Origin of the sequence: Novosphingobium sp. (genome assembly GCF_036803765.1) — a bacterium.
Lineage (GTDB): Bacteria > Pseudomonadota > Alphaproteobacteria > Sphingomonadales > Sphingomonadaceae > Novosphingobium.
This window is the reverse complement of the sequence record NZ_DAIRTS010000022.1, coordinates 40747-67416: the sequence shown is the minus strand read 5'-3', so window position 1 is coordinate 67416 and position 26670 is coordinate 40747. Positions and strand designations below refer to the sequence as shown.

20 protein-coding genes and 1 tRNA gene (1 of these 21 only partly in view) are annotated in these 26670 nt (G+C 67.1%); 13 read left to right on the top strand and 8 right to left on the bottom strand.

Annotated features, from left to right (window positions below; translation table 11 throughout):
- Window positions 1–280 (top strand): ABC transporter C-terminal domain-containing protein (locus tag V7Q48_RS14250; RefSeq protein ID WP_333838929.1); only part of this gene is annotated, 280 nt, incomplete at its 5' end.
- A 406-nt stretch (window positions 281–686) separates the two neighbouring features.
- On the opposite strand, the gene alaS is transcribed toward V7Q48_RS14250, so the two are convergent.
- The 6 genes from alaS to smpB form a co-directional block, all read right to left on the bottom strand.
- A complete protein-coding gene (gene alaS, locus V7Q48_RS14245) occupies window positions 687–3347 on the bottom strand; it encodes an alanine--tRNA ligase (RefSeq protein WP_333838928.1) in 2661 nt (886 codons plus the stop codon).
- Window positions 3348–3422: 75 nt separating this feature from the next.
- On the bottom strand, window positions 3423–4268 hold the full coding sequence (locus V7Q48_RS14240; protein ID WP_333838927.1) for a class I SAM-dependent methyltransferase: 846 nt from the start codon (window positions 4266–4268) through the stop codon (window positions 3423–3425).
- A 212-nt stretch (window positions 4269–4480) separates the two neighbouring features.
- Window positions 4481–5551, bottom strand: a complete 1071-nt coding sequence (gene recA / locus V7Q48_RS14235) for a recombinase RecA (RefSeq protein ID WP_333838926.1) — start codon at window positions 5549–5551, stop codon at window positions 4481–4483.
- Between the two features lie 236 nt (window positions 5552–5787).
- Window positions 5788–8190, bottom strand: coding sequence for a hybrid sensor histidine kinase/response regulator (locus V7Q48_RS14230; protein ID WP_333838932.1), 2403 nt, complete (start codon window positions 8188–8190; stop codon window positions 5788–5790).
- Window positions 8191–8347: 157 nt separating this feature from the next.
- Window positions 8348–8926 (bottom strand): DUF2062 domain-containing protein, encoded by a 579-nt coding sequence (locus V7Q48_RS14225; protein ID WP_333838925.1) that lies wholly within the window; start codon window positions 8924–8926, stop codon window positions 8348–8350.
- Between the two features lie 97 nt (window positions 8927–9023).
- On the bottom strand, window positions 9024–9506 hold the full coding sequence (gene smpB, locus V7Q48_RS14220) for an SsrA-binding protein SmpB (protein WP_333838924.1): 483 nt from the start codon (window positions 9504–9506) through the stop codon (window positions 9024–9026).
- 193 nt (window positions 9507–9699) lie between these two features.
- Here smpB and V7Q48_RS14215 point away from each other — a divergent pair, with 193 nt between their 5' ends.
- The 3 genes from V7Q48_RS14215 (at window position 9700) to V7Q48_RS14205 (ending at window position 13005) form a co-directional block, all read left to right on the top strand.
- The gene (locus V7Q48_RS14215) at window positions 9700–10845 is read left to right on the top strand and encodes a patatin-like phospholipase family protein (protein ID WP_333838923.1); all 1146 of its coding nucleotides are present in this window, start codon (window positions 9700–9702) and stop codon (window positions 10843–10845) included.
- 61 nt (window positions 10846–10906) lie between these two features.
- Window positions 10907–11689, top strand: coding sequence for a 3-hydroxybutyrate dehydrogenase (locus tag V7Q48_RS14210; RefSeq protein ID WP_333838922.1), 783 nt, complete (start codon window positions 10907–10909; stop codon window positions 11687–11689).
- 101 nt (window positions 11690–11790) lie between these two features.
- Window positions 11791–13005, top strand: a complete 1215-nt coding sequence (locus V7Q48_RS14205; RefSeq protein ID WP_333838921.1) for an argininosuccinate synthase — start codon at window positions 11791–11793, stop codon at window positions 13003–13005.
- Window positions 13006–13090: 85 nt separating this feature from the next.
- On the opposite strand, the gene V7Q48_RS14200 is transcribed toward V7Q48_RS14205, so the two are convergent.
- The gene (locus V7Q48_RS14200; RefSeq protein ID WP_333838920.1) at window positions 13091–13942 is read right to left on the bottom strand and encodes a PhzF family phenazine biosynthesis protein; all 852 of its coding nucleotides are present in this window, start codon (window positions 13940–13942) and stop codon (window positions 13091–13093) included.
- A gap of 224 nt (window positions 13943–14166) precedes the next feature.
- On the opposite strand from V7Q48_RS14200, the gene V7Q48_RS14195 reads away from it, so the two are divergent.
- The 3 genes from V7Q48_RS14195 (at window position 14167) to purB (ending at window position 18102) form a co-directional block, all read left to right on the top strand.
- Window positions 14167–14520, top strand: a complete 354-nt coding sequence (locus V7Q48_RS14195) for a glycine zipper 2TM domain-containing protein (protein ID WP_333838919.1) — start codon at window positions 14167–14169, stop codon at window positions 14518–14520.
- Between the two features lie 107 nt (window positions 14521–14627).
- Entirely contained in the window at window positions 14628–15935 is a 1308-nt protein-coding gene (locus V7Q48_RS14190; RefSeq protein WP_333838931.1) for a cyclopropane-fatty-acyl-phospholipid synthase family protein, read from the top strand.
- 853 nt (window positions 15936–16788) lie between these two features.
- Entirely contained in the window at window positions 16789–18102 is a 1314-nt protein-coding gene (purB, locus tag V7Q48_RS14185) for an adenylosuccinate lyase (RefSeq protein ID WP_333838918.1), read from the top strand.
- A gap of 595 nt (window positions 18103–18697) precedes the next feature.
- Here the strand turns inward: purB and mutL are convergent.
- Window positions 18698–20545 (bottom strand): DNA mismatch repair endonuclease MutL, encoded by a 1848-nt coding sequence (gene mutL, locus V7Q48_RS14180; RefSeq protein ID WP_333838917.1) that lies wholly within the window; start codon window positions 20543–20545, stop codon window positions 18698–18700.
- A gap of 186 nt (window positions 20546–20731) precedes the next feature.
- On the opposite strand from mutL, the gene V7Q48_RS14175 reads away from it, so the two are divergent.
- From V7Q48_RS14175 to V7Q48_RS14150, 6 genes are all read left to right on the top strand, one after another.
- Complete coding sequence (locus V7Q48_RS14175; protein WP_333838916.1) at window positions 20732–21778, top strand: rod shape-determining protein; 1047 nt, start codon at window positions 20732–20734, stop codon at window positions 21776–21778.
- A 96-nt stretch (window positions 21779–21874) separates the two neighbouring features.
- Window positions 21875–22786: a rod shape-determining protein MreC gene (gene mreC, locus V7Q48_RS14170; protein WP_333838915.1), complete on the top strand. Its 912-nt coding sequence runs from the start codon at window positions 21875–21877 to the stop codon at window positions 22784–22786.
- Between the two features lie 15 nt (window positions 22787–22801).
- On the top strand, window positions 22802–23356 hold the full coding sequence (locus tag V7Q48_RS14165) for a rod shape-determining protein MreD (RefSeq protein WP_333838914.1): 555 nt from the start codon (window positions 22802–22804) through the stop codon (window positions 23354–23356).
- Between the two features lies 1 nt (window position 23357).
- Window positions 23358–25445 carry a penicillin-binding protein 2 gene (gene mrdA / locus V7Q48_RS14160; RefSeq protein WP_333838913.1) on the top strand — a complete coding sequence of 696 codons (2088 nt, stop codon included), beginning with the start codon at window positions 23358–23360 and terminating at the stop codon, window positions 25443–25445.
- A 5-nt stretch (window positions 25446–25450) separates the two neighbouring features.
- Window positions 25451–26566, top strand: a complete 1116-nt coding sequence (rodA, locus tag V7Q48_RS14155; RefSeq protein WP_333838912.1) for a rod shape-determining protein RodA — start codon at window positions 25451–25453, stop codon at window positions 26564–26566.
- Window positions 26567–26648: 82 nt separating this feature from the next.
- Window positions 26649–26670, top strand: a tRNA-Lys gene (locus V7Q48_RS14150); it runs 154 nt beyond the window's last position.

Sequence of the window (26670 nt, the reverse complement as noted above, 5' to 3'; positions counted from 1 at the left end):
CAAGGGCCCCGCCCCGGCCACGGCAACCCCGCCGCCCCCGCCGAAGAAGGCCAAGCTCAGCTACAAGGACCAGCGCGACTACGAGCTGCTGCCCAAGCGGATCGAGGAACTCGACGCCGCGATCGCGCGCGACGAGGCCGCACTTGCCGATCCTGCGCTCTACACCCGCGACCCCCAGCGCTTCGCTGCGCTCTCGACCGCGGTGGGCAAGGCACGCGCGGACAAGGACGCGGCGGAGGAACGCTGGCTGGAACTCGCCGAGCAAGTCGAGGGCGGCTGAAGCTCCCGCGCAAGTCGTCATTTGCTCGAGCTGCCGCCGCCCCCTCCAACCCCGTCACCCTGAACTCGTTTCAGGGTCCAGCGGGCCGACTGTTCGGGCCTCGCATGAGGGCGGATGCCGAGGCCATTTATCTTCGAGGCTTCGGCGGTTCCGCAACCTCGAATAGGTTCACGCAGAGGCGCAAAGGCGCAAAGGGTTTTGAGAAAGGCCTGCCGGCCGATTTCGGCCTTGGCACCAGTTCGGTCTTGAGACCGACCTAAACTGAAAAGCTACGCCTGAACGGGTGGACCGTCACTCTTTGCGCCTCTGCGCCTTTGCGCGAACACCATTACGGTTGGGGTTCTGGCGCAAGCCAGCTGCACCAGAACCCCAACATCAAACGCGTTCTCGCGTTCGCCTGATCGCCTCAGCCTTCGACCGCAACACCGGCCAAGACAGCCTTCGCCGCCGTCAGCGCATCGGCGGCCTTGCTGCCGTCCGGGCCGCCGCCCTGCGCCATGTCAGGGCGGCCACCGCCGCCCTTGCCGCCGAGCGCTTCGACGCCTGCGCGCACGAGATCGACGGCGCTGATCGTGCCGACGAGATCCTCGGTCACCGCCGCCGCGATCGAAGCGCGACCTTCGTTGACCGCGACGATCACGGCCACGCCCGAGCCAAGGCGCTGCTTGGCCTGGTCGAGCAGCCCGCGCAGGTCTTTGGGATCGAGCCCTTCGAGCACCTGGCCCGAGAACTTGGTGCCGCCGACGTCCTCGTCGGCTGCCTCGGCCTTGGCACCGCCGCCACCGAGCGCCAGCGCCTTCTTGGCCTCGGCCAGTTCACGCTCGAGCTTGCGGCGTTCCTCGATCAACGTGGCGACGCGCGCCTCAACCTCGTCGGGCGTGGTACGCAGCAGGCTGGCGGTGTGCTTGAGCGCGTCCTCGCGACCGACCAGCCACTGGCGCGCGCCTTCACCGGTCAGCGCCTCGATGCGGCGTACGCCCGACGATACGGCGCTCTCGCCGACAATGCGGAACACACCGATGTCGCCGAGCGCACGCACGTGCGTGCCGCCGCAAAGCTCGACCGAATAGTGCCGCTCGGTCTGTCGGCCCATCGACAGCACGCGCACTTCGTCACCGTACTTCTCGCCGAACAGCGCCATCGCGCCGGCGGCGATCGCATCATCGGGCGTCATCAGGCGGGTCGAGACGGTCTCGTTGGCGCGGATCTCGGCGTTCACTTCGGCCTCGATCGCGGTGATGTCGTCCTGCGACAGCGCGGTCGGGTGCGAGAAGTCGAAACGCAGGCGTTCAGGCGCGACGAGCGAGCCCTTCTGCGTGACGTGCGCACCAAGGCGATTGCGCAGTGCCTGATGCAGCAGGTGCGTGGCCGAATGGTTGGCGCGCACGGCATCGCGGCGCTCGACGTCGACGGTCAAGACCACCGCGTCGCCCACCTTGATCGTCCCCGCCTCGACCACCGCGTGATGCGCATGCAGCCGTCCCAGCGGCTTGGCGGTGTCCGTCACGGTCAGCTTGAGGCCGTCGGTGGTGTTTATCGTGCCGGCATCGCCCATCTGGCCGCCGCTTTCACCGTAGAACGGTGTCTGGTTGGTCAGCACGGTGACCGTGTCACCCACGCCGGCCTCGCGCACTTCCTGGCCGTCCTTGACCAGCGCGACGACCACGCCCTCGCCGCTCGTCGCGGTGTAGCCGGTGAATTCGGTCGCGCCCTCGCGCTCGGCGATGTCGAACCACACCTCGCTTGAGGCGGCATCGCCCGAGCCCTTCCACGCGGCGCGGGCGGCAGCCTTCTGCTGCGCCATCGCGGCGTCGAAACCTTCGCGATCGACCGCGATGCCGCGGGCGCGCAGGGCGTCCTCGGTGAGGTCGTAGGGGAAGCCGAAGGTGTCATAGAGGCGGAAGGCCGTCTCGCCCGACAGCTTGTCACCCTCGCCCAACCCGGCCGAGGCTTCGTCGAGCAGGCGCAGGCCGTTCGACAGCGTCTGGCGGAAGCGGGTTTCCTCGCGCTGGAGGACTTCCTCGATCAGCGGCTGGGCGCGGCCGAGTTCGGGATAGGCCTGGCCCATCTCGGTCACCAGCGCGCCGACGAGACGGTGCATCAGGGGGTCCTTGGCGCCGAGCAGGTGCGCATGGCGCATCGCGCGGCGCATGATCCGGCGCAGCACGTAGCCGCGACCCTCGTTCGAAGGCAGCACGCCATCGGCCAGGAGGAAGCTCGACGAACGCAGGTGGTCGGCGATGACGCGGTGGCTGGCGGTGTGCTCGCCGGTCGCCTTGACGCCGGTCAGGCTTTCCGAGGCCGCGATCAGTGCCTTGAACGTGTCGGTGTCGTAGTTGTCGTGCACGCCCTGCAGCACCGCCGCAATGCGCTCCAGGCCCATGCCGGTGTCGATCGAGGGCTTGGGCAGGTTGCCGACGATCTCACCGCCCGCCTGCTCGAACTGCATGAACACGAGGTTCCAGATCTCGATGAAGCGATCGCCGTCCTCGTCCGGGCTGCCAGGAGGGCCACCGGGGATGTGATCGCCATGGTCGTAGAAGATCTCGGAGCACGGGCCGCACGGACCATCGTCACCCATCGCCCAGAAATTGTCCTTGGTGGCGATGCGGATGATCTTCTCGTCGGGCAGGCCCGCGATCTTGCGCCAAAGTTCCGCCGCTTCGTCGTCGGTATGATAGACCGTGACGAGCAGCTTCTCGACGGGGAGGCCCCAGACCTTGGTCAGCAGGGTCCAGGCGTGCGTGATCGCCTGTTCCTTGAAATAGTCGCCGAACGAGAAGTTGCCGAGCATCTCGAAGAACGTGTGATGGCGCGCGGTGTAGCCCACGTTGTCGAGATCGTTGTGCTTGCCGCCGGCGCGCACGCACTTCTGCGACGAGGTCGCGCGGGGGATGGCGCGGGTCTCGAAGCCGGTGAAGACGTTCTTGAACGGGACCATGCCCGCATTCGTGAACATCAGCGTGGGATCGTTGTACGGGACCAGCGGCGCCGAAGGCACGACGTCGTGGCCCTGCGAGCCGAAGTATTCCAGGAAGGACCGGCGGATTTCGTTCGTCGAAGTCATGCCCCGCCGATTAGGCGAGCCGCGAGCGCGGAACAAGCACGATTCATCGCGCAGGGTGATCGACTTTGGTGGTGTTCAGGCGCGCCGCGCGGTGACGATCCAGGCTGCTGCGGCAAATCCGACGCGCCCGGCGTGATGATGTCGCGAAATCAGATCGCGCAGACGCCGTTCGACGACCGGACGGTCGGCGGGATCGGCCAGCCGCAGCGCCGCGGCGGCGGGGCCGATCCGCCGGAACAGCGCCTCGGCCTGTGCCTCGGCATCCTCGCCCTCCCCGGCAATGTAGGTGAAGTCGTTTGGCGTGATGGTGATATCGGTCCAGCCGTCGAGAGCCTGATGGATGTTTGCCGGATCGGCAAAGGCGAACGGACCGGGCGGCGGGAAACCGGAGGATGAAGGAGCGGCATTTGCCGCAGCCTCCGTTGCGACCACCGTGGCGAGCGCCGTCGCCCATTCGTTCTCGCTCGCTGCGCGAAAGCACGAGAAGACCAGGCGCGCATCGGGCGCACTGACCAAGGCCAGATGCCGGAATGCGGCGGGCGGGTCGGCGAAGAACATCACGCCGTGGCGCGACACGATCAGGTCCGGTGCAAAATCGGGATCGGCCCAGACGGTGGCGTCGGCGAGTTCGAAGCGGCAGGAGACGTGGGCCGGCAAGTCAGTCGCGCGGCGATCGCGAGCGCTGCGAATCAGGTCTTCGGAAATGTCGATGCCGCGAACGTCTGCGTCTGGGCGCGACGCGGCGAGTGTAAGCGCCACCTCGCCTGCGCCGCAGCCGAGATCGAGGATGCGACGGCCTGCGAATTGCGAGGTACTGGCGAGAAGCTGGGGCGTGAGTTCGGCGAAGGTCCGATCGGTCCTGCGCCATTCTTCGGCCCAGGCGCGACCCACGCCGCCTTGCCAGTCACTTGCCTGCGTCATTTGCCGTCCCTCTCCTTGCGTCACCCCAAGCGTGGCGGGGTTTGGGAGCGGGGGCAAGATGGTGGGGCGGCGTGGTTCCGTATCGGGGGCTGCCCCTCCACCACCGGCTTTGCCGGCGGTCCCCCTCCCCACGGTGTGGGGAGGATCTACGGTATTGGCGACGAAGGGAGAGGTAAGCCGTTAGTGCTCCCCCTCCCTCGGTCGTTTTGCCATCAGGCGTCGTCGTCGGCGTCGGGGCCGGCCATGAGACCTTCGGCGACCTGCTCGGTCCGCGCGCGGATCGCGGCTTCGAGGCGGTCGCGCAACTCGTGGTTCTCGCGCAGGAAGTTCTTGGCGTTTTCACGCCCCTGCCCGATGCGCACCGAGTCGTAGCTGAACCAGGCGCCTGACTTCTCGACGAGGCCGGCCTTCACGCCGAGATCGAGGATCTCGCCGATCTTGGAGATGCCCTCGCCGTACATGATGTCGAACTCGACCTGCTTGAACGGCGGGGCGACCTTGTTCTTGACCACCTTCACGCGCGTGGCGTTGCCGGTGATTTCGTCGCGGTCCTTGATCTGGCCTGTGCGGCGGATGTCGAGGCGGACCGAGGCATAGAACTTGAGCGCGTTGCCGCCCGTCGTGGTCTCCGGGTTGCCGTACATCACGCCGATCTTCATGCGGACCTGGTTGATGAAGATCACCATGCAGCGCGAGCGGCTGATCGAGCCGGTCAGCTTGCGCAGCGCCTGGCTCATCAGGCGGGCCTGCAGGCCGACGTGGCTGTCACCCATCTCGCCCTCGATTTCGGCGCGGGGGACCAGCGCGGCGACCGAGTCGACCACCAGGATGTCGATCGCGTTCGAGCGGACCAGCGTGTCGACGATCTCCAGCGCCTGTTCGCCCGTGTCGGGCTGCGAGACGATCAGTTCGTCGATGTTGACGCCCAGTTTCTTGGCATAGACCGGGTCAAGCGCGTGTTCGGCGTCGACGAAGGCAGCGGTGCCGCCGGTCTTCTGCGCCTCGGCAATGGCGTGGAGCGCGAGCGTGGTCTTGCCCGAGCTTTCCGGCCCGTAGATCTCGATGATGCGGCCACGCGGCAGGCCGCCGATACCCAGGGCGATGTCCAGCCCGAGCGACCCGGTCGGGATCGCCTCGATCTGCATCGTCTCCTTCGAGCCGAGCTTCATCACCGAACCCTTGCCGAACGCGCGGTCGATCTGGGCCAGCGCAGCGTCGAGCGCCTTCTGACGATCCATGTCCTTGTCTTTGCCTTCCTGAATGAGCTTGAGCTGCGCCGCCATGGCTGCTTCCCCTTGCCTAGAGATGGCCGACACCGACCGTCAACACTGACAACGATGTATCTATTTTGTTCTCAAAGAACAAGGGGGGAACGAAAATTCCGTCGCGTCCGTTCTCCTGCGACAAACCCGTTGGACGGCAACGATTTCATCGACGGTTGCGGGGGAACGACAGCCCGGGGAAATTGCTGCCATGATGGTGGGATATAAGAACGCCTGGCCGCCGCACCAAGCCGCGTTCATCCGCGCAGGACATGCTCCACGGCGGCAACGATCTGCGCCACCGAAAACGGCTTGGCGAGGAAGTGCATGTTGGCGATGTCGATCTCGCGGCGAAGCTGTTCTTCGGCATAGCCCGACATGAACAGCACGGGCAGCGCCGGCTTGATGCGCCGGATCTCGCGCGCCATCGCCGGACCGTCCATCGACGGCATGACCACGTCCGATACGACGAGGTCGATATCCCCGCCCGCCGCCATGATCCGGGCCAGCGCGTCGAGGCCATCCTCGCCATCGGCGGCGGTCGTCACTTCGTAGCCTTGCCGGACCAGCGCCCGCTCCGCGACCGCGCGCACGGTATCCTCGTCCTCGACCAGCAGCACGCGCCCGCCACCGGTCCATTCGGTACGCTGCAATTCGGTGCGGGGCCTGGCGGGTTCGGCCAGATCGCCTGCCGTGGGTACATGGACCGGCAGGTAGATCGTAAAGCGCGTCCCCTTGCCCACTTCGCTGTCGGCAAAGATGAAGCCGCCCGATTGCTTGACGATTCCGTAGACTGTCGAAAGCCCAAGGCCGGTGCCCTTGCCCTTTTCCTTGGTGGTGAAGAACGGCTCGAAGATCTTGCCGATCTGCGAGGGCTTGATGCCGTGGCCGGTGTCCTCGACGATCAGCGCGGTGTAGTCGGCGATGGGCAGGATATCGCTCTTCATGGCGCGCACGTCGTCGGCGGTTACCCGGCGCGTGACGATGCGCAGGATGCCCGAGGCCTTGGCGTCCGCCCCATTGGCGTTCATCGCATCGCGCGCATTGACGGCGAGGTTGAGGAGCACCTGTTCGAGCTGGACCGGGTCGGCGCGCACCAGCCCGAGGTCGCGATCGTGCGTCACGCTGAGCTGGATCTTCTCGCCCAGGAGCCGCTTCAGCAAGGTCGACACTTCGGCGACGACGTCAGGCAGCTGGAGCACTTCGGGCCGCAGCGTCTGCTGGCGCGAGAACGCCAGCAATTGCCGGGTCAGCGAAGCGGCGCGGTTCGAATTGGCCTTGATCTGCTGAATGTCGTCGTAATCGCTGTCGCCGGGCGTGTGGCGCATCAGGATCAGGTCGCAGTAGCCGATGATCGCGGTCAGCACATTGTTGAAATCGTGCGCGACGCCACCGGCGAGCTGGCCCACGGCCTGCATCTTGGTGGCTTGCGCGATCTCGCGCTTGAGACGCGCTTCCTCCGTCGAATCCTTGAGGCTGAGCAGGACCGCCCCCTCGCCCATGCCGCGCACACCCGCGAGGCTGAGCGAGACCGGCTCCTCGGGCGAGGCGCGCAGCCGGACGGCCACGTCGCCGGCGGTCGGCGCGCCCTGGGTATAGCGGCGCACCGCATCGGCCAGCGCGCCCTTGTCCTCGCGGATCACGAGATCGGAAGGGTAAGGCGGCGGCACGGTGTCTTCGTGCCCGGCGGCGCGCAGGAACGCACGGTTGGCGAAAAGAAAGCGTCCGTCGCGATCGGTCATCGCCAGGCCGAGCGGCAGGCGCGCAAGCAGCGCCTCGATCTGCGGCAGGCCGGCGCGCGCGTCGCCCAATGCGCCATCGTTCTCGAGGATGAGGAACAGCGAGGGCGTGTGCGCAGGGTCGGTATCCACCGGCCGGTCGGGATCGGCGATGGGCAGGTGGACGAAGCGCACTGGCAAGCCCTTGGCGCCTTCGCGGGCGTAGAATATGCGCTCGCTGTCGTCGGCGCGGAACCACGAGACGAAGTCGCTGCCGACGATGGCGGCGCTGTTGTCGCCCCCGGCCCGCGCCGCGAAGGCGCCGTTGGCGGCCCGGACCTTGCCGTCGGGAAGAACCACGGCGGCCTGGATGCCTTCGCGGGCCAGCGCACGGCCCAGCTTGCCGGCGACGTGGCCAGCAAGGTCAGCCAGGAGATCGGCCTCCTGACGGGCGACGAAACGGCAGACGAGATGATCGTCGGCGCGCCCGGCCCGCTGCAGCGCGACGCTCCAGCGCGATGGGCCGGCCCTGACCTCATCGAGCGTGGCATGGCCGTCGCGCCAGGCCGCGCGCGTCGCCTGCTCCATGGCCTCGATGTCGGCAGGATCGAGCGAAAGGCGCGGCGGTGCGGCATGGCCAAACCATTGGGTGAAACGGGTGTTGGCGCAGACCAGCCGACCGGCGCGGTCGATGATAGCCAGGCCCTCGTCGCCCCGCTCGATCGCGGCGAATGTCACCGACCAATCGGGTGCGGCTGGTGCGGCCTCCAGCGTACGCGGCAAGAAACGCGCGGCGAGGCGCAGCGCCAGCGCGAGGACGCATAACGCCAGAACATAGGCCGCCACGAGCACGGCATCGCGGGACAGCACGCCGAGCAAGGCAGCGCTGGCCAGAACGGCAAGCCCGACGAAGACGAGGTCACGCACCCCCGCGCCACGCAGCGCTCCGCCCTCGCCAGTGCCCGCCGATGCTGCGATGCCTTCGCCGAATGTCTCGCCCGCTGCCGACGGCACGCAACCCCCTCTAGCCATGGCGCCTGGCATCAGCCGCAGCGCGTGTGTTTCTGTCGGCGGTGATGGCGCGAGTTTGCCCGCGCCGTCAACGCCCGGCCGGCAGGGTGCCGGTGCTGGCAATCCCCGCCCGGCGCAACGCCAGCCGGCCACGACGCTTGCGCAGCGTCCACCAACGCCACGCGAGCGTCGAAACAATATAGCCGATCACCGCGGCGACCACGGCGATCACGAACAGTCCGAACACCAGCGCGGGCGCCGCGTCGGACAGGAGCCAGGCGGTCCATTCGCCAAGCGACGCGCCGCGCTCGACCAGGCCCAGGAACGTTGCGAGGTCGGCGTGAAAGCCGAACCAGTTGCCTAGCGACAGCGAGGCCCCGATGAACAGCGGCGTTGTCACCGGATTGGACAGGAACGTCATCGCCGCCGCGATGGGCACGTTGCCGCGGAAGGGCATGCACATCGCCGCCGCGCCGATGATCTGGATGCCGGGGATCATCGCGAAGATGCCGACCAGCAGCCCGATCGCCACCCCGCGCGGCACCGACCGGCGGGTGAAGCGCCACAACTCGGCGCGCGCGGCCAGCGGTCCGGTCCAGCGATTGGCTTCCATCTGCTCGCGCGTGGGCATCGAGGAGCGGACCATGGTGACGAATCGCTGGCGCATGGCGCAGGGCATTTCCTGTGGCGGTGGCTTGGGCCGGCCCACCGTGCACCGGTTCAGATTGCCGGTTCGTGAAGGCCCCGGTCGGTATGGAAAAGGCTCAACCGTGCTCGCGCATGATGCGAGCCTTGTCGCGCTGCCAGTCGCGGTCCTTGATGGTGGCGCGCTTGTCGGCCGCGTTCTTGCCCTTGGCCAGCGCCAGTTCGACCTTGGCACGCCCGCGACCGTTGAAATAAATCGACAGCGGCACGAGCGTCATGCCCTTGCGCTCCACCGCGCCGTGGAACTTCGAAATCTCGCGCTCCTTGAGTAGCAGCTTGCGCGGGCGCTTGGGCTCGTGATTGAAGCGGTTGCCATGGCTGAATTCGGGCACGTTGGAATTGATCAGCCAGACTTCCCCGCCCTTCACCTCGGCATAGGATTCGGCGATCGAGCCTTCGCCGAAGCGCAGTGACTTCACTTCGGTCCCGGTCAGGGCGATGCCGGCCTCGTAGACGTCCTCGACGAAATAGTCGAAACGGGCGCGGCGGTTTTCAGCGACGATCTTCTTCTTGTCGAAGGCTTGCGGGGTCGGTCTTGCCATGATGCCCCATGTAGGCAGGGTTTGGGGCCATGGAAAGGCGCAAAGCCTCACTCAAACGACGGCGGCTTGCGCGGCGTGCAACGGGGGCTTGGCAAATCGAAACCGCGGCGGCTGGAACCACGCTTGCCCATTCCACGTTGGCGGCTCACAGTATATCCATACTGCATTGCACAACGCGGGACGGGTAGCGACGATGATGGCCGAAGCGACGCGCGAGAGATGCGTCCTGGTGCTCCAGGGCGGCGGCGCGCTGGGCGCCTACCAGGCCGGCGTGTTCGAGGCGCTTGCCGCCAATGGCTACAGCCCGGACTGGGTCGCCGGCATCTCGATCGGCGCGGTCAATGCCGCGCTCATCGCTGGAAACCCGCCCGAGCGGCGCGTCAAGAACCTGCGCGCGTTCTGGGAGCAGGCCTCCTCGCGCATCCCCTTCCCCTCGCCCTTCGCCGATGGCTGGGGGCGCCGGCTGTTCAACGAAGCGGCCGCCGCGACGGTTTCCTTGACCGGCATCCCCGGCTTCTTTTCCCCGCGCATGACGCCGCCGTGGCTGGCGCTGCCGGGATCGCCGGATGCGATCAGCCTCTACGACACCAGCCCCTTGCGCCAGACGCTGCTCGAACTCGTCGATTTCGACCTGATCAACAGCGGCAAGGTTCGCTTCAGCGTCGGTGCGGTCAATGTCCTCAACGGCAACTTCGCCTATTTCGACAACCGCGACCGCCTGATCGAGCCCGAGCATGTCATGGCCAGTGGCGCACTGCCGCCCGGCTTTCCGCCGGTGATGATCGATGGCGAGCCCTATTGGGACGGCGGGATCGTCTCGAACACGCCGCTGCAATTCGTGCTCGACGAGCGGGCGCGCGAGGCCGATCGCCACGATTGCGAGCGCCTGCGCGCCGCGCGCGATCCGGTGCTGCTGTTCCAGGTCGACCTGTTCAGCGCCCATGGCATGATGCCGCGCAGCCTGGCCGAAAGCGCCCAGCGCGAGAAGGACATCCGCTTTTCCAGCCGCACCCGCCTCAACACCGACATGCAGAAACGCATCGAGGCGCTCGAGGCGGCAGCCGCCCGGCTGGCCGAAAAATTGCCGCCCGAGTTCGCCGACGACGCCGACATCGCGACGCTGACCGCCCACGCGCACGACGGGCCGGTGACGATCCTGCACCTGATCAATCGCAGCGAAGACTATGAAACCCAGAGCAAGGACTACGAATTCTCGCGCATGACGATCGACGGGCACTGGGCCAACGGCCGCCGCGACGTCGAGCGCTCGTTCGCCAGTCCGCGCTGGAAGAACCGCAAGCGCCCGGCCCGAGGCATCGTCACGCTGGATCTCGCCTAACCCAATTTCCTTCCCTCCCTCCCGTTTCTGGGGACCGACCAGACCCTTGGAGTTCAACGACATGACCCTCGACAACAAGATTGCCATCGTCACCGGCGCGGCCAGCGGCATCGGCCTCGCCATCGCCAAGAAGTACGCAGCGGCCGGCGGCCGCGTCGCCATTGCCGACCTCAAGCTCGAGGCCGCCCAGGCCGCCGCAGATGCCATCAACGCCGAGCATGCCGACGCGGCCATGGCGGTCGAGATGGACGTCACCAACGAAGACCAGGTCAACGCCGGTGTCGCCAAGGTCGTCGAGGCCTGGGGCGGCGTGGACATCCTCGTCTCCAATGCGGGCATCCAGATCGTCAATCCGGTGGAGAGCTTCGCCTTCTCCGACTGGAAGAAGATGCTCGCGATCCACCTCGACGGCGCATTCCTCACCAGCAAGGCGGTCCTGCCGCACATGTATGAAAAGGGTGCCGGCGCCATCCTGTTCATGGGCTCGGTCCACTCCAAGGAAGCCTCGCCCCTCAAGAGCGCTTACGTGACCGCCAAGCATGGCCTCGAAGGCCTGGCGCGCACGATCGCCAAGGAGGGCGGCAAGAAGGGCGTTCGCACCAATCTGATCTGCCCCGGCTTCGTCCGCACGCCGCTGGTCGACAAGCAGATCCCCGAGCAGGCCAAGGAACTGGGCATCAGCGAGGAGGAAGTCATCAAGAACGTGATGCTTGGCCAGACCGTCGACGGCGAATTCACGACCGTCGACGACATCGCCGAAGTGGCGCTGTTCTTCGCAGCCTTCCCGACCAATGCCCTCACCGGCCAGTCGCTGGTCGCCAGCCACGGCTGGTTCATGAACTAATCGGCCGAAGGGGGCCGCTGTTCACGCAGCCCCCTTTGCCTTGCGATACGGCCCCCTCCCTGATAGGCGCGCGGCGTCTTTCTGTTTGAGGAGTGCCGCCCATGTCCGAGATCAAGCGCGTCGTCCTGGCCTATTCGGGCGGGCTCGATACCTCCGTCATCCTCAAGTGGCTGCAGGTGGAATACGGCTGCGAAGTCGTGACCTTCACCGCCGATCTCGGCCAGGGTGAAGAACTCGCCCCGGCCCGCGCCAAGGCCGAACTGATGGGCGTGAAGCCCGAACACATCTACATCGACGACCTGCGCGAGGAATTCGTGCGCGACTTCGTCTTCCCGATGATGCGCGCCAATGCCCGCTACGAGGGCGACTATCTGCTCGGCACCTCCATCGCGCGCCCGCTCATTTCGAAGCGCCTGATCGAGATCGCGCGCGAAACCGGCGCCGACGCGGTCGCGCATGGCGCCACCGGCAAGGGCAACGACCAAGTCCGCTTCGAGCTGTCGGCCTATGCGCTCGAACCCGGCATCAAGGTCATCGCCCCGTGGCGCGAATGGGACCTGACCAGCCGCACCGCGCTGATTGCCTGGGCCGAAGCGCACCAGATCCCCGTGCCCAAGGACAAGCGCGGCGAGAGCCCGTTCTCGACCGACGCCAACCTGCTGCACACCTCGTCCGAGGGCAAGGTACTCGAGGATCCGTGGCAGGAAGTGCCCGACTACGTCTTCTCGCGCACGGTCAACCCGGAAGACGCGCCCGACACGCCGGAATACATCACGATCGACTTCGCCCAGGGTGACGGCACCGCGCTCAACGGCGAGGCGATGAGCCCGGCGACGCTGCTGACCGCGCTCAACGAGCTGGGCCGCAAGCACGGCATCGGCCGGCTCGATCTCGTCGAAAACCGCTTCGTCGGGATGAAGAGCCGCGGCATGTACGAGACGCCGGGCGGCACGATCTATGCGATCGCGCATCGCGGCATCGAATCCATAACGCTCGACCGCGGTGCGGCGCACCTCAAGGACGAGCTGATGCCCAAGTATGCCGAGCTGATCTACAACGGCTTCTGGTTCTCGCCCGAGCGCGAGATGCTCCAGGCCGCGATCGATGCGAGCCAGTCCAAGGTCAACGGTACCGTGCGCCTCAAGCTCTACAAGGGCCAGGCCTATGTCGTGGGTCGCCAGTCGCCCGACAGCCTCTATTCGGAACGCCACGTCACCTTCGAGGACGACGCAGGCGCCTACGACCAGAAGGATGCGGCCGGCTTCATCAAGCTGAACGCCCTGCGCCTGCGTCTGCTGGCCCAGCAGGGCCGCTGACCTTTTCAGCTATGGCACAATGATTGGGGGGCGGGGCGTGATGCCCTGCCCCCTTTTGCTTGCCTCTTTTGCTTGGCCCCCGCAATCAGTCGGGTGGTGACAATGCCGCGCCCTGCGCCACCATCCGCGCGCGCCCGGCGACCCACACCGAGCCATCGGCCTCCTGCGTCAGCACGACCTCGCCATCGGCACCCGTGCAGCGGCCCTGCGTCGCCACATAGCGATCCCGCGCGACACCGCCCGCAAACAGCGCCTGCGCCGCGGCAGCATTGAGGCTGCCGGTCACCGGGTCCTCGACAATCTTGCCTTGCGGATCGGCGAAAAAGGCGCGCACCTCGAAGTCGCTGCCGCTACCCTCCCCACCAGAGCATGGCCCGATCAGTCCGACATCGGTCGGCACCGGCGCCTCGGCCACCGGCCGGGCAGCCAGCACATCGGCGGCGGAGCGCAGGCACAGCAGGCGCCACCCCGGGCCGTTGCAGGCGTGAACGGCCTCGACGACCGAAGCGTCGTCCACTCCCGCGATGCGGATCGCCTCGGCCCGCTCGTCGTCCGAAAGCGGGCCGCCGCGCAACAGGGGCGGGGCCCGAAAGGCCAGGCGCTCCTCCTCGACCCTGACCTCGACGAGGCCGACACCGCATTCCTGCACCACTACGCCCACCTTTTTCGGTCGTCCGCCTGCCGCGAGCCAGGCGCGGGCAGACCCCAAAGTCGGGTGGCCGGCGAAGGGCAATTCGCCGGCAGGATAGAATATCCGCACCCGGTAGTCTGCCCGTGCGTCGGTTGGTGGAAGCAGGAACGTCGTTTCCGAAAATCCCAGCCAGCGGGTCAACGCGAGCATCTGATCGCCCGACAGCGCTTCGCCGCCGCGGACGACAGCCAGGGGATTGCCGGTGAGTGCACCACGCGCGAAGACGTCCACAAGATCGATCTGCATCTGGCATGGCTATCGCGGCGACGGGCCGATCTCAAGGTTCATGGCCCCTCACCCGCCATAACCAAGGACGAAAAGCACTCACCTGGGCGCTCACTGAGACCGGATCGTCGTGGAACCGGCAACACAACGAGACGTTCATCGCGCGTTGTGGATCACATCGCTTTGATCAGGGTTCCCCGTCACGAACCCAGTCTCCAGTTTTCGGAACTTACAGGGAGTACATCATGAAGAAGACCATTCTCGCGGCGCTGATCGCCGCCGTCGTCCTTCCCGCCGCCCCGGCCATGGCCGATCCCGGCCACCGCGGTTGGAACCGCGACCAGTACGATCGCAATGGCCGCTATCGCGAGCCTCGCCGCCTTAGCAGCAACGACCGCGTGTGGCGTGGCCGTGACGGCCGTTACTACTGCAAGCGCAGCAACGGCACGACCGGCCTGATCATCGGCGCAGCCGGTGGTGCACTCGCTGGCCGCGCGATCGACACGCGCGGCGACCGCACCATGGGCACGCTGCTCGGTGCCGTCGGCGGTGGCCTTCTCGGCCGCGAAATCGATCGCAGCAGCGCCCGCTGCCGCTGATCTCCTGCTGCACTGCAGGATAAACAGGCGCGGTCCGCTTGCAGGCGGGCCGCGCTTGCGCCTATGGTGCTCCGGGGTGGGTTCGTCGGAGCTTTTTTACCATGTCGATGCTTATCCTGGACCCAGTGCTCAAGCGCTTGTTCCGCAACGGGACCTTGACCCTGATCGAGGCGGACGGACGCACCCGTGTCTATGGCACGGCGATGCCCGGCTGGCCGGACATGACCATGCGGTTAATGGATCGCCGCGTACCCGGATTTCTCGCCCGCAACCCCAGCCTAGGCCTGGGCGAGGCCTACATGGATGATCGCGTCCGTTTCGAGGGCGGCGACATCATGGATTTCATTGATTTCGTGCGCCGCAACAATCCGTGGGAGCGCGCTGGCGACATCGACAAGATGGGGCCGCTGCGCAAGGCATGGCTCAACATCGTCGGCCGGATCGACCAGATGAATGCGCGCACCGCGTCGCGCAAGAACGTCGCGCACCACTACGATCTCGACGACCGGCTCTATGACCTCTTCCTCGACCCGCTGCGTCAGTATTCCTGCGCCTACTGGGCCGATGGCGTCACCACGCTCGAGGAAGCGCAGCACGCCAAGGTCGAGCACATCGCCGCCAAGCTGACCTTGCGCGAAGGCCTGCGCGTGCTCGACATCGGTTGCGGCTGGGGCGGCCTTGCCATCCAGCTGCACAAGCTGAGCGGTGCCCGGGTCCATGGCATCACCCTGTCCAAGGAACAGCTCGCCTATGCCCAGGCATGGGCCAAGCGTGAGGGCGTCGACGATGCGGTGACCTTCAGCCTCACCGACTATCGCGACGTCACCGAACATTACGATCGCATCGTCTCGGTCGGGATGTTCGAGCACGTCGGCGTGCCCAATTTCAGCACCTACTTCCGCAAGTGCCACAACATCCTCGCCGAAGACGGCGTCATGCTGATGCACACCATCGGGCGCGTCGGCCCGCCGACCGTAACCGACGACTTCACGCGCAAGTACATCTTCCCCGGCGGATACATCCCGGCGCTGAGCGAGACCGTCGCCGCGGTGGAACCCAACCGCCTGATGATATCCGACGTCGAGATTTTGCGCCGTCACTATGCGCCGACGCTGCGCGCCTGGTACGACCGCTGCGTCGCACAGAAGGACAAGATCGAGGCGCTGTACGACGGGCGTTTCTACCGCATGTGGCTGTTCTATCTGGCCGGCGCCGCGACGGCGTTCGAGAACGCCGATCTCGTCAATTTCCAGATCCAGATCGTACGCCACCGCGACGCCTTGCCGCTGACCCGCGACTATCTCGCGCGCGAGGAGAACACGCTGAGGGCGCGGCGTCTGGCCACCGAAAGTGACCAGACCACCAACGTCGTTCACCTCGATGCGAGCGCGCGCAGCACTGTCAGCGCCATTTAAAGGCAAGCTGCTTATCGGCGGGGACGGTGGTGGTGAAAGCCACTGCCGCTTCTTTTCGAGTTATTGGCACACATCCGGACCGATGACGACGATCGCCTCCGAAATGGAGGCTGAGCGCTTGTGCCGATTGCTGGCTTAATACTGGGCGCGGGCCAAATTGAGCCCGCCCTTCGCCCTGTTAAACCTCCCTTTTCCAGCGACCTCCGGACGACAGGACTTCTTTCCGCAGCAATGGAGGAGAGGGACGTCGGATCAACAACGGGGGATCAAGAGGGGCTGACATTTCTCGGAAAAATACCACCACGCACGGCCGGCAGCAGGCGGATTGGCCTTAGCTCCGGAGGGGCGTCGACGGCTGGGGAAGTCGCGGCGTCTGCTATCCGTCGGGCATCCAGGCCCGACCCGCTGACCCACGGGGCGCAGCTGGCGCTCCCGCTGCAGCAGGCCGATGTGGTGGTACAGACATGATGGCGCGCAGGTCGGTGGTGGTAACCGAAGCACCACCCCTCCGTCAGCGCCAAGGCGCTGCCACCTCCCCGCCGCCATGCGGCAGGGAGGATCTGCGGGCGCCGTGGGTTATCGCGCGTCCTGCTCAGGATGAAATCGCGCGCGTAGCACCTGGTAGAGGCTTTGCCACATCAGCGCAGCCGGCTCCCAACACGCGGCAACCACTCGCGTTGCGCCCCAGGATCCTCCCCACGCCGTGGGGAGGGGGACCGCGCGCAAGGCGCGTGGTGGAGGGGCCCCGCACGCCCTAACCCATGCCGCAATCGCGCATCGGTGCTTGCCTTGGCAGCCCCCCGCCCCTAGCGGGCGGGCACGCCCTGCAACGCCAGCCAACCGGAGTCGAACCATGGTCCCCCGTTATGCCCGCCCCGCGATGACCGCGATCTGGGAGCCCGAAGCGCGCTATCGCATCTGGTTCGAGATCGAGGCCCACGCAACGCAGAAGCTGGGTGACTTGGGCGTCGTTCCGCCAAGCGGCGCCAAGGCGCTGTGGGACTGGTGGGCGACCAATCCGTCGATCGACGTCGCCGCCATCGATGCGATCGAGGCCGTGACCAAGCACGACGTCATCGCCTTCCTCGACTGGGTGGCGCAGCAGGTCGGCCCCGAGGCGCGCTTCATGCACCAGGGCATGACCAGCTCCGACGTGCTCGACACCACGCTGGCGGTGCAGCTGGCCCGCGCGGCCGACATCCTGCTGGCCGACATCGACGCCCTGCTCGAGGCGATCAAGCGCCGCGCGTTCGAGCACAAGTATACCCCGACCATCGGCCGCAGCCATGGCATCCATGCCGAACCGACCACCTTCGGCAAGAAGCTGGCAGAAGCCTACGCCGAATTCACCCGCTGCCGCACGCGCCTCGTCAACGCGCGTGCCGAGATCGCCACTTGCGCCATCTCGGGCGCGGTGGGCACATTCGCCAACATCGATCCCAGCGTCGAGGAATACGTCGCCCAGCAGCTGGGCCTCACGGTCGAGCCGGTCTCGACTCAAGTCATTCCGCGCGATCGCCACGCGATGTTCTTCGCAACGCTCGGCGTCATCGCCAGCTCGATCGAGCGCCTCTCGGTCGAAGTGCGCCACCTCCAGCGCACCGAAGTGCTCGAGGCCGAGGAATACTTCTCGCCGGGCCAGAAGGGCTCGTCGGCCATGCCGCACAAGCGCAATCCCGTGCTGACCGAGAACCTGACGGGCCTGGCCCGCGTCGTCCGCTCGGCCGTCACCCCGGCGCTCGAAAACGTGGCGCTGTGGCACGAGCGCGACATCTCGCACTCGTCGGTCGAGCGTTTCATCGGCCCCGATGCGACCATCACGCTCGACTTCGCCCTGGCGCGCCTGACCTCGGTGGTCGACAAGCTGGTGATCTATCCCGAGCGCATGCAGAAGAACCTCGACCGCATGGGCGGCCTCGTCCACTCGCAGCGCGTCCTGCTCGCGCTGACCCAGGCCGGCGTGACCCGCGACGAGGCCTATCGCCTCGTCCAGCGCAACGCGATGAAGGTGTGGGAATCCGACGGCCAGCTCTCGCTGCTCGAACTGCTCAAGGCCGATGCCGACGTCACCGCCGCGCTCACCCCGCAGCAGATCGAGGACAAGTTCAACCTCGACTACCACTTCAAGGCCGTCGACACGATCTTCGACCGCGTCTTCGGGGCCTGAGGAAAACTTCGGCACCGCCACTTTGCGGCCGCTCTAAACCGATCCTCCCTGTCGCACCGCGACGGGGAGGTGGCAGCCCGCAGGGCTGACGGAGGGGCCCGGAAGCCCCCCTCCACCACCGGCTTCGCCGGCGGTCCCCCTCCCCACCCTGTGGGGAGGATCTTTACTTCCGCCCGAACAGCTGTTCGATATCCCCGCGCACTTGCGTCATTGAGGTCACCCCGATGAATGCTGATGTTGGCCAGCATAAATTTTACAGGAAGGCACGAAGCCACAAGATGGTCGCGTCCCGTTCCTTAGTGCCTGGGCGCGAAATGCGCTGTTGCTCATGCCGCTGACGGTGAATCACAACCTAGTCCGTCACCCTGAACTCGTTTCAGGGTCCAGCCTTCCGCCTGGCGCAGTGGTAAACGGTGTTCTCAGCAGTCGAGCTGGACCCCGGATCAAGTCCGGGGTGACGGACAAGGATATCGTTTTCCGCCCAACGCCCTCGCCTGAGAATTGAGCCGTAGTCTGGTCTCGGGACGTTCCCCACCTCCCGCTTGCCGCAGACGGGCGTTGGCGGGATGCACCGAACATCATCCGGAAGCATGATTTACTTCCGTCCGAACAGCTTTTCGATATCGCCGTGGGCCAGCTTCACCCACGTCGGCCGGCCATGGTTGCATTGGCCCGAGCGCGAGGTGACTTCCATTTCGCGCAGCAGGGCGTTCATCTCCGGGACCGAGAGCACACGGCCGGCGCGGACCGAGCCGTGGCAGGCCATGGTCGCCAACACGAGGTCGAGCCGCTCACCCAGCAGGAGGGCATCGCCGTGACGCGCCAGGTCGTCGGCGACGTCGCGCACCAGCGCCTGCACGTCGCCCTTGGCCAGCGCTGCCGGAACACTGCGGACGAGCATGGCAGCAGGGCCGAAGCGTTCGAGCGCAAGGCCGAAGTCGGCGAGCGTCGGGCTGGCTTCTTCCAGCCGGTCGCACGATACTTCGTCCAGTTCGACCACTTCGGGCAGGAGCAGCGCCTGCGCGGGCGCCATGCCCTCGCCTGCCCCGGCGGCGCGCAGCCTCTCGAGGACCAGGCGTTCGTGCGCGGCGTGCTGGTCGACGATGACCAGCCCGTCGCTGGCCTCTGCGACGATGTAGGTGCGCGCCACCTGCCCGCGCGCGACGCCGAGCGGGTGCTCGGTCGCTTCGGGCGCAGGCTCGGCCGCCGGTTCGGCACGCCCGGCAGGCGATGCCATGATCCCGGCCTCGTAGCCGCGCCACGCCTGACCCGCCTCGCTCAAGCGGGGCGCCTGGTATGATGGCGTGAACATGCTGCCCTGGGGCGTCGGGGTGTAAGTGGGTGGCGCGTAGGTCGGCGACGAATGGGCGGGACGCGCATCCGCGATCGGCTCGCTTTGCCATGCGCGCATGGCCCCGGCATCGGGGGTCTGGGCCGAACGCTTGTCGCCGGTCATCAGCGCCTGGCGCAGGCCGGTCACGATCATGCCGCGTACCAGCGCGCTGTCGCGGAAGCGGACCTCGGTCTTGGCCGGGTGGACATTGACGTCCACTTCTTCCGCCGGAACTTCGAGGAACAGCGCCAGCACGGCGTGGCGGTCGCGCGCCAGCATGTCGGCATAGGCTCCGCGCACCGCGCCCATCAGCAGGCGGTCCTTCACCGGTCGGCCATTGACGAACAGGTACTGGTGATCGGCGACGCCGCGATTGTAGGTGGGCAGGCCCGCGACGCCCATCAGGTGATAGTTGCCGCGCAGCAGGTCGACTGCGACGGCATTGTCGGCCAGCTCGCGCGCGACGAGTTGCGCGACGCGCACCGCGAGCGTGTCGCCGGGCTGGACCTGCAGCGCGCGGCGCCCGTCGTGTTCGAGCAGGAAGCCGATGTCGGGCCTTGCCATGGCCAGCCGCCGCACGACGTCGAGGCTGGCGGCCCATTCCGAGCGCGGGCTGCGCAGGAACTTGCGCCGTGCCGGGATCTTGCCGAACAGGTCCTCGACCCTGACGCGCGTGCCCGGGGGAAGCGCCGCCGGCCCCTCGCGCACCAAAGCGCCGTGGTCGATCACGCGCGTCCAGGCCTCGTTGGCCTGGCGGCTGCGGCTTTCGACCGTGACGCGGGCGACCGAGGCGATCGAGGGCAGCGCCTCGCCGCGAAAACCCAGCGTCGCCACCAGTTCGATCGCCTCGTCGGGCAGCTTGGACGTGGCGTGACGCTCGAGCGCCAGCTCGATCTCGTCGGCGCGCATGCCGCACCCGTCGTCGGTCACTTCGATCAGGCCCAACCCGCCCTCGGACAGGCGCACCGCGATCTGCGACGCGCCGGCGTCGATCGCATTTTCTACCAGTTCCTTCAGCGCGCTGGCCGGGCGCTCGACCACTTCGCCGGCAGCGATGCGGTTGATGAGCGTCTCGGGCAGGCGGCGGATGACACGCTGGGTTTCGGACATGCCCCCAACCTAACGACGCGAGCGCCCTTTTTCGAGACGGACCGCCCCACTTATCCCACGCGCCGTATGCACAAAATATTGGGTTTTGCGCGGCGCTTGCGCTAATGAGCCGCCTTCCCCGGGCGCTCACTTTTGCGCAGAGGCCACGCACGCGTGGTACTTTGCGCGAATCACACGGATTTTCTGATGGCTTCGATGTTTTCCCGATTCTTCAAGTTCGGTTCCCAGAACATTGCGATCGACCTCGGCACCGCCAATACGCTGGTGTACGTGCAGGATCGCGGTATCGTTCTCAACGAACCCTCGGTCGTCGCCATCGAAACGCTCAACGGCATCAAGAAGGTCAAGGCCGTCGGCGATGATGCCAAGATGATGATGGGCAAGACGCCCGACACCATCGAGGCCATCCGCCCGCTGCGCGACGGCGTGATCGCCGACATCGAAGTCGCGGAAGAGATGATCAAGCATTTCATCCGCAAGGTGAACGGCAGCAAGAGCCTGCTGCGCTATCCCGAAATCGTGATCTGCGTGCCCTCGGGTTCGACCTCGGTCGAGCGCCGCGCGATCCGTGACGCGGCGAGCAATGCCGGCGCCAGCCAGGTGTTCCTGATTCTCGAGCCGATGGCCGCTGCGATCGGCGCCGACATGCCGGTGACCGAGCCGGTCGGCTCGATGGTCGTCGACATCGGCGGCGGCACCACCGAAGTCGCGGTGCTGAGCCTGCGCGGCCTCGCCTACACCACCTCGGTGCGCGTCGGCGGCGACAAGATGGACGAAGCCATCGTCAGCTACGTGCGTCGCCACCACAACCTGCTGATCGGCGAAGCCACGGCCGAACGGATCAAGAAGGACTACGGCATCGCCACGATCCCCGCCGACGGCGTGGGCGAGACGATCCACATCAAGGGCCGCGACCTCGTCAACGGCGTGCCCAAGGAAATCACCATCACCCAGGCCAACGTCGCCGAGGCGCTGTCCGAACCGATCGGTGCCATCGTCGAAGGCGTGCGCATCGCGCTGGAAAACACCGCCCCCGAGCTGGCCGCCGACATCGTCGACCAGGGCATCGTGCTCACCGGCGGCGGCGCGCTGATCCGCGGGCTCGACGAACACCTGCGCGAGGAAACCGGCCTGCCCGTCAGCGTGGCGGAAGACCCGCTGTCGTGCGTCGCGCTGGGCACGGGCCGCGCGATGGAAGACCCGATCTATCGCGGCGTGTTGATGACCGCCTGATCCCTTTCCCGGCCGGGGCGGCGATGAAGGGACCGGTTCAGCCACCCTTCATGCCGCCTCGGCTTGGGCAACAACGTCACACTGGGGTATTGAATCATGGCGCGGTCGCCTGACCGGCGCCCGGGCTTTTCGCGCAGGGCGCAATACGGGATCTTCACCGGCTACGTGGTTGCCGTCCTCGGCATCGTGGCAGGCGTGGTCGTGCTCGTGGTGTCGCTGCTCAATCCCGGTGCCTTCGCCTTTGCCCGTACCACCGCCAGCGAAGTCGCGCGCCCGCTCGGCCAAGCCGGCGCCACCTCGCGCACCGCAGGGCAGAGCGTGTTCGCCGCGATCGGGGCCTACTTCAACGCCGGCCGGCAGAACGCGGCCCTGGCGCGCGAAGTGCAGGCCGCGCGCGCCAATGCCGTGACGATGCATGCCTTGGCGCAGGAGAATGCGCGGCTCAAGGCGCTGCTCGGCATCGTCGACCCGCAGGTCCGCCCTGTCGCGGCGGCCCGGCTCATCGGCTCCACCGCCAGTTCAACCCGGCGCTTCGCCGTCCTGTCGGTCGGGCGCAACCAGGGCGTCCAGCCGGGCCAGCCGGTGCGTGCCGCCGGGGGCCTGATCGGCCGGGTGATCGAGACCGGACCCGACACCGCGCGCATCCTCCTGGTGACCGACCCCGACAATGTCGTGCCCGTGCGCCGCGCGTCCGACGGGTTGACCGCGTTCGTCCAGGGCGGCGCCAATGGCCGCATCGAGATCCGCCTCATCAACACCGGGGTCGCCACGATCAAGAAAGGCGACGTGTTCGCCACATCCGGCTCGGGCGGGCTCTATCCGCCGGGGATTCCCGTCGCCGTCGCCACCGATCCGCATCGTGATGGCGCGACCGGGCGGCTTGCCAGCGATCCTTCCGACGCCGATTTCGTCGTCGTGCTCCCGGCATGGCAGGCCAGCGCGCTGAACGCGGTCGAGGCCGCGCAGAAGGCCGCGCCGCCGCTTCCCGCCGAAGACGCCAATCCCTGAGGGCGATAGGCACCGATGGCACGCCCCTTCCTGCCCGCCCGGCCCGAAGACCTGCTGCGGCGCAGGCTCAACCGCGGCCCTTCGCGCATCCTGTCGATCGGCCTGCCGTGGCTGACGATCATGGCCGCCTCGATGGTGACGTTCTCGCCGATTGTCGCCTCGGCGCCGGTGCTGCCGCCGCTGGGGTTCATGATGCTGCTTGGCTGGCGCCTGCTGCGGCCCTCGCTGCTGCCGATCTGGGCGGGCCTGCCGCTTGGCCTGTTCGACGATCTCTATAGCGGCCAGCCGCTCGGCAGCGGGATCGTGCTGTGGTCGGCGGCCATGCTGGCGATGGACGTGATCGACGAGCGGTTCCTGTGGCGTGGCTTCGTACAGGACTGGCTTGCCGCCGCGGCTCTTCTGGCCGCCTATGTAACGCTGACCGCGGCGCTGGCCGGCCTGTCCGTGGGCTACCCCATGCCGCTGACCGTCGGCCCGCAGATCCTGCTGACCGTGCTGATGCATCCGGTCATCACCCGCATCGTCGCGTTGTTCGACCGCATCCGGCTGCTGCCGCTGCGCAAGGTTTGAGATGAAGAAGCAGAAGCTGCCGCTGACCTCGGCGATCCTGACCAACCGCTTCGAGCGCCGCACCTTCGTGCTCGGCATGGGCCAGGCGACCGTCGGCGTGCTGCTGGCGACGCGGCTTGCCTACCTCTCGATCTTCGAGAACGCCAAGTACAAGGCCGCCTCGGAAAGCAACCGTGTCAACCTCTCGCTGATCCCGCCGCGGCGCGGCTGGGTGCTCGATCGCAACGGCGCCGCGCTGGCGTCCAACCGCGCGGACTTCCGCGTCGATGCGATCCCCGATCGCCTGGTCGATGCCGACGAGACGCTGTCCAAGCTGTCGGGCCTGCTCGGCCTGACCGCCGACAAGATCAGCGACATCAAGGACAAGCTCGACAAGGCGCGTGGATTCCAGCCGGTCGAGGTCGCCGCCAAGCTCGACTGGGACAAGTTCGCCGCAGTCAGCGTGCGCCTGCCCGAGATGCCGGGCGTGATTCCGCAGCGCGGCTACTCGCGCTATTACCCCACCGGCGCCTCGGTCGGCCACCTCGTCGGCTATGTCGGCCCCGCCTCGGCCGAGGACTACGAGCGCGAGCGCAATCCGCTGCTCATCACGCCTGGCTTCAAGATCGGCAAGGACGGCCTGGAAAAGCATTTCGAGACCCGTCTGCGTGGCGTGCCGGGCGCGCGCCGGGTCGAGGCGACTGCATCAGGGCGCGTGGTGCGCGATCTGGGCACGCGAGAGGACGTGCCGGGGCAGCCGATCCAGCTGACGATCCTGGGCGGCCTGCAGGACTATGCGGCGCGGCGCATTGGCCTCGAATCCGGGTCGGTCGTGGTGATGGATTGCGCCACGGGCGACGTCCTCGCGATGGTGTCGATGCCCTGCTACGACCCCAACAGCTTCTCCGACGGCATCGGCCGCATCGAGTGGAAGATGCTGTCGGAAGACGACCATGTGCCCTTGCGCAACAAGGTGCTGCGCGGCCTGTATCCGCCGGGCTCGACCGTCAAGCCGATGGTCGCGCTGTCGTTCCTGGAGGCGGGCCTCGATCCCAAGGCCTCGGTCAACTGCGCCGGCGGGCTGCGCGTCGGAAACCGCGTGTTCCATTGCTGGAACCATCATGGCCACGGCTCGACCGACATGATGAAGGGCATCTACCAGTCCTGCGACGTCTATTTCTATCACTTCGCGCAGCAGATCGGCATGGACAAGATCGCCGCCATGGCGCGCAGGCTCGGGCTGGGGCAGGAATTTCCGATGCCCTACCCCGGCCAGTCCTATGGCACGGTGCCCGATCCGGCGTGGAAGCTGCGCAAGTACCACAAGGAATGGGCGATCTACGACACTGTGAACGCCACGATCGGCCAGGGCTACATGCTGGTGAACCCCTTGCAGCAGGCGACGATGGCCTCACGCATCGCCTCGGGACTGCAGCTCAGCCCGCGCCTCCTGCTCGACCGCCACGCCAAGCCCTCGGCCTCGCTCGGCATCCCGCAGGACCATCTCGACCTGATCCATGCCGCGATGAACGAGGTCGTCAACGGCCGTGGCACCGCCGGCAAGGCGCGCCTGCCGATCGAGGGCGTGCAGATGGCGGGCAAGACCGGCACCGCGCAAGTCGTCGGCCTGCAGCACGGTAACGGCAAGAACGTCGAGTGGAAGCGGCGCGACCACGGCCACTTCATCTGCTTCGCCCCATTCGACAAGCCGCGCTATGCCTGCGCGGTGGCGATCGAGCACGGCGGCGGCTCGCCCAGTGCCTATCCGATCGCGCGGGACGTGATGACCTACCTGTTCGACCCGGCCAAGGCCATGGCGCAGCTCGAGGAACTCGAAAAGGGCTGGGGCGGTAACGTCCAGCAGCGCATGGCCGCGCGGTACGACGCCTATGCCGCCAAGTTCGGGACCAGCGCGCCGCGCGCCCCGGACGAGGAGCAGACCAACAAGGAGGTCGAGGCCGACAACAAGCCGGCGTCCGATCCGACCGCGGCGCAGACCGACGCCGCCCCGCCCGCGCCCGAGCCGGAAGCGCCTGTGCCGCCTGCCGGCCCGCAAACCGCCGGTGCGCCCGTGTCCGCTGCAGCGCCGCAACCGACGACGGGGCAATAAAGCCGATGCGCCGCGCCTATATCCCCGCCGCCCTCTCGCGCCAGCCCTGGGGCGTACTCGTGCCGCTCTTGCTGCTGGTCAACTTCGGCGGCGCGGTGCTCTATTCCGCCGCCGGAGGGCATTTTCAGCCCTGGGCGCTGATGCACGTCGCCCGCTTCATGGTGTTCCTCGCCATGGCGATGGCGCTCGCACGCGTCCCGCAGGACTGGTTCAAGCGCGCCGCCTTGCCGCTCTATGGCGTGCTGTGCGTTCTGCTCGTGCTCGTCGAGCTGATCGGCGGCATCGGTGGCGGCAGTCAGCGCTGGCTCAACCTCGGCTTCATGACGCTGCAGCCATCCGAACTGATGAAGCCGGGCATCGTGCTGGTGCTGGCCTGGTTCTATTCGGTGCTGCCGACCGGCGAGACCCGGACATGGCGCTCGATCGTACCGGCCCTGGGCCTTCTGGGCTTCCCGGCGGCATTCGTCATGCTCCAGCCAGACCTCGGCACCGCGCTGGCGATCTGCTTCGGTGCAGTGGTGGTCATGTTCTTGGCCGGCCTGCCGCTGCGCTGGTTTCTCGGCGCCGGCGGCGCGGGCGCAATCATCGCCCCGCTCGCCTTCTTCTTCGCGCTCCACGATTACCAGCGCAAGCGCGTGCTGGTGTTCATGGACCCGGAAAGCGACCCGCTGGGGTCGGGCTATCACATCACCCAGTCCAAGATCGCGATCGGTTCGGGTGGCTTCTTCGGCAAGGGCTTCGGCCACGGCTCGCAAAGCCACCTCGACTACCTGCCCGAGGCACACACCGACTTCGTGTTCGCGACGATGGCCGAGGAATGGGGCATGCTCGGCGGGCTGTTCGTGCTCGCGATCTTCGCTGTCGTGCTGCGCTGGGGCCTGAAGGTGGCGCTGCGGGCGCCGGACCGCTTCTCGCGCCTGCTCGCCGCCGGGATGACCGCCACGATATTTTTCTACGCCTGCATCAACATGATGATGGTCATGGGCCTGGCGCCGGTGGTGGGCATTCCCCTGCCCTTTCTCAGCCACGGCGGCTCCTCGATGATGACCAACATGATCTGCGTGGGCACGATCATGGCCGTCGACCGCTGGAACCGTCGGGGCAATTCGGGGCTGTCGTAAAAAAGTTGAAATAGGGGCTTGGCACACCCTCAGAAATCGCTATTGGAGCCGCTCCCGGGCGGCGACGGTCGCTCGGGAAACCGGACGCATAGCTCAGTTGGTAG

Bases quoted from the DNA above. Each gene is read 5' to 3' on its own strand.
- mreC (WP_333838915.1), top strand. From the start codon at position 21,875: ATGGCGCGGTCGCCTGACCGGCGCCCGGGCTTTTCGCGCAGGGCGCAA.
- V7Q48_RS14200 (WP_333838920.1), bottom strand. From the start codon at position 13,942: ATGCAGATCGATCTTGTGGACGTCTTCGCGCGTGGTGCACTCACCGGC.
- V7Q48_RS14215 (WP_333838923.1), top strand. From the start codon at position 9,700: ATGATGGCCGAAGCGACGCGCGAGAGATGCGTCCTGGTGCTCCAGGGC.
- V7Q48_RS14195 (WP_333838919.1), top strand. From the start codon at position 14,167: ATGAAGAAGACCATTCTCGCGGCGCTGATCGCCGCCGTCGTCCTTCCC.
- alaS (WP_333838928.1), bottom strand. From the start codon at position 3,347: ATGACTTCGACGAACGAAATCCGCCGGTCCTTCCTGGAATACTTCGGC.
- V7Q48_RS14225 (WP_333838925.1), bottom strand. From the start codon at position 8,926: ATGCGCCAGCGATTCGTCACCATGGTCCGCTCCTCGATGCCCACGCGC.
- V7Q48_RS14240 (WP_333838927.1), bottom strand. From the start codon at position 4,268: ATGACGCAGGCAAGTGACTGGCAAGGCGGCGTGGGTCGCGCCTGGGCC.
- V7Q48_RS14165 (WP_333838914.1), top strand. From the start codon at position 22,802: ATGGCACGCCCCTTCCTGCCCGCCCGGCCCGAAGACCTGCTGCGGCGC.
- smpB (WP_333838924.1), bottom strand. From the start codon at position 9,506: ATGGCAAGACCGACCCCGCAAGCCTTCGACAAGAAGAAGATCGTCGCT.
- V7Q48_RS14210 (WP_333838922.1), top strand. From the start codon at position 10,907: ATGACCCTCGACAACAAGATTGCCATCGTCACCGGCGCGGCCAGCGGC.
- recA (WP_333838926.1), bottom strand. From the start codon at position 5,551: ATGGCGGCGCAGCTCAAGCTCATTCAGGAAGGCAAAGACAAGGACATG.
- V7Q48_RS14190 (WP_333838931.1), top strand. From the start codon at position 14,628: ATGCTTATCCTGGACCCAGTGCTCAAGCGCTTGTTCCGCAACGGGACC.
- V7Q48_RS14205 (WP_333838921.1), top strand. From the start codon at position 11,791: ATGTCCGAGATCAAGCGCGTCGTCCTGGCCTATTCGGGCGGGCTCGAT.
- purB (WP_333838918.1), top strand. From the start codon at position 16,789: ATGGTCCCCCGTTATGCCCGCCCCGCGATGACCGCGATCTGGGAGCCC.
- V7Q48_RS14175 (WP_333838916.1), top strand. From the start codon at position 20,732: ATGGCTTCGATGTTTTCCCGATTCTTCAAGTTCGGTTCCCAGAACATT.
- mutL (WP_333838917.1), bottom strand. From the start codon at position 20,545: ATGTCCGAAACCCAGCGTGTCATCCGCCGCCTGCCCGAGACGCTCATC.
- rodA (WP_333838912.1), top strand. From the start codon at position 25,451: ATGCGCCGCGCCTATATCCCCGCCGCCCTCTCGCGCCAGCCCTGGGGC.
- mrdA (WP_333838913.1), top strand. From the start codon at position 23,358: ATGAAGAAGCAGAAGCTGCCGCTGACCTCGGCGATCCTGACCAACCGC.